This window comes from Brevibacterium sp. AGC70, from assembly GCF_057334195.1.
In genome coordinates, this window is record NZ_JBHFIH010000009.1 from 236309 (window position 1) to 238796 (window position 2488).

The following is a 2488-nucleotide window of genomic DNA, read 5'->3' on the forward strand; positions in this document are numbered from 1 at the left end:
CTCCTGAACCGGTCGTCGTTGGGACCACCGGCGAAGAGGTCGAGCCTCAGGCCAGTGTGACGAGATCCAGGTAGGTGTCGTTCCACAGGTCCTCGTCGCCGTCGGGCAGCAGCAGCACACGGTCGGGGTCGAGCGCGGAGACGGCTCCCTCATCGTGGGTGACGAGGATGATGGCGCCCTCATAGCGGCGGATGGCTGAGAGGATCTCTTCACGAGAGGCCGGATCGAGGTTGTTCGTCGGCTCATCGAGGAGGAGGACGTTAGCGCTGGAGACCACGAGTGTGGCCAGCGCCAGACGGGTCTTCTCACCACCGGAGAGCACCTTTGAGGGCTTGTGCACGTCATCGCCGGAGAACAGGAACGAACCGAGCACATTGCGCACCGCGGTGTCATCGAGGTGCGGGGAATTGCGCTTCATATTCTCCAACACGCTGCGATCGAGATCGAGCGTCTCATGCTCCTGCGCATAGTAGCCGAGCTTGAGTCCGAACCCGGGGACGACCTCACCCGAGTCCGGCTCGTCGAGGCCGGCCAGCAGGCGCAGCAATGTCGTCTTGCCAGCACCGTTGTAGCCGAGGATCACCACGCGTGAGCCCTTGTCGATGGCCAAGTCGACGCCGGTGAAGACCTCTGTCGAGCCGAAGCTGCGCGAAAGTCCCTCCGCTGTCAGCGGCACCCGCCCGCAGTCGGCAGGGGCGGGGAAGCGCAGGTTGGCGACCTTTTCGGAACTGCGTTCGTCATCGAGTCCGGCCAACAGGCGTTCGGCGCGTTTGGCCATCTGCTGTGCGGCCACGGTCTTCGTGGCCTTCGCCATCATCTTGTTCGCCTGCGCAGTCAGCGCCGATGCCTTCTTCTCCGCGTTCGCACGCTCGCGACGGCGTCGGCGCTCGTCGTCTTCGCGCTGCTTGAGGTAGAGACGGTAGCCCATCGAGTAGATGTCGATGGTCTGGCGAGTTGCATCAAGGAAGAACACCTTGTTGACGACTTCATCGATGAGGTCGAGGTCGTGGCTGATGACGATGAGACCGCCGGAGTATCCCTTGAGGTAGTCGCGCAGCCACAGCACGGATTCCGCATCGAGGTGGTTCGTCGGTTCGTCGAGGATCATCGTGTCCGGAGCCGAGAACAGGATCCGCGCGAGCTCCACGCGACGCCGCTGACCACCGGAGAGGGTTCCGATCTCGTGGCTGATGAGGTCCTCGTCGAGACCGAGGTTGGCAGCGATAGCATAGGCCTCTGACTCTGCGGAATAGCCCCCGGCAGCCATGAATTCGGATTCAATGCGCGGGTAGCGATCGATGGCCTTGGCCGAGACGTTCTCATCGGGTGAGGCCATCTGGCGTTCGGCCTTGCGCAGGCGTTTGATCAGGACGTCGAGTTCACGGGCGGACAGGATCCGCTCCATTCCTGTGGCCTGCAGATCCCCGCTGCGGGGATCCTGTGGCAGGTACCCCACTGTCCCAGACACGGAGACATCGCCCGCCGAGGCGGGATGACCTCCCATGATCACCTTCGTCAGGGTGGTCTTCCCTGCCCCGTTGCGTCCGACAAGGCCGACACGGTCGCCCTTGTCCACACGGAAGGACACCTCGGACATCAGTGTTCGTGCACCGACGGTGACTTCGAGACCAGAGGCGGAAATCATTCATTCTCCAAACTGCGGCCGATGATATCGGCCAAGAATTCTTGCGGGTGGATTCCCTGAGCCTGTGCTCGGGAGACGAGTTCGTCTGCAATGTGAGTGGGCACTCGACAGGACACGAGCGTGGTGGTCTCTGCTCCCGACGCGTCGTCGGCGACCGGAGCCTCGCCGTCGGCAGGAGCTTCCTCGGCGACCGGTGCGTCAGCACCTGAGGCCGCCGTGATCGACCGGGACGTCCCCGCGGGGACGTATCCGGGTCCGGCTGGAACCGTGGTGCCCTTCTGGTACGCAGTGGCGGCTGCCCGCGCACGGTCGTCTGCAGCTTCGTTCATTGCGTGGTTGCTGTGGCCCTTGACCCATTCGAATTCGACCTCGCGGTCCTTCAGCGCGGAATCGAGCTGTTCGAGGAGATCCTTGTTGAGGACGTCCTTGCCGTCAGCCTTCTTCCATCCTTTGCGCTTCCAGCCGGGCATCCACTTCGTCAGTGCGTTGATGACGTATTTCGAGTCGCAGAAGACCTTGAGATCCTCCTCGGCCTCCGCTGTCGAGTTCAGCAGGTCGAGGACGGCCATGAGTTCGCCGCGGTTGTTCGTCGATTCCTTCCAGCCGCCGGCGTGCCAGCAGTCATCGTCGACGTACCAGGCCCAGCCGGCGGGTCCGGGGTTGCCGAGAGCTGACCCGTCTGCGGCCGCGATGATCGTCAATGGTTCTCCTAGGAAAGTCGGTCTTCATTCTTTCATGCCGAGCCTGGTCCCCTGCATTCAGGGCAGGTGATGTCCGCAACCCCTTCCAGCCCGACCGATACGCCACAGCTGCGACCCGGTCATGAATATCGCCGAGGTGGGG

The 2488-nt window shown here is 63.2% G+C and carries 2 protein-coding genes; both read right to left on the bottom strand.

The genetic code is table 11. The features are described 5' to 3' along the window. Positions 1-46: 46 nt before the first annotated feature. Positions 47-1645 (bottom strand): ABC-F family ATP-binding cassette domain-containing protein, encoded by a 1599-nt coding sequence (locus ACE03M_RS06570; RefSeq protein WP_485933219.1) that lies wholly within the window; start codon positions 1643-1645, stop codon positions 47-49. Further along, positions 1642-2346: a ribonuclease H family protein gene (locus ACE03M_RS06575; RefSeq protein WP_485933220.1), complete on the bottom strand. Its 705-nt coding sequence runs from the start codon at positions 2344-2346 to the stop codon at positions 1642-1644. Before ACE03M_RS06575 ends, ACE03M_RS06570 begins: the two co-directional genes overlap by 4 nt. Positions 2347-2488 lie beyond the last annotated feature (142 nt).

Bases quoted from the DNA above. Each gene is read 5' to 3' on its own strand.
- ACE03M_RS06570 (WP_485933219.1), bottom strand. From the start codon at position 1,645: ATGATTTCCGCCTCTGGTCTCGAAGTCACCGTCGGTGCACGAACACTG.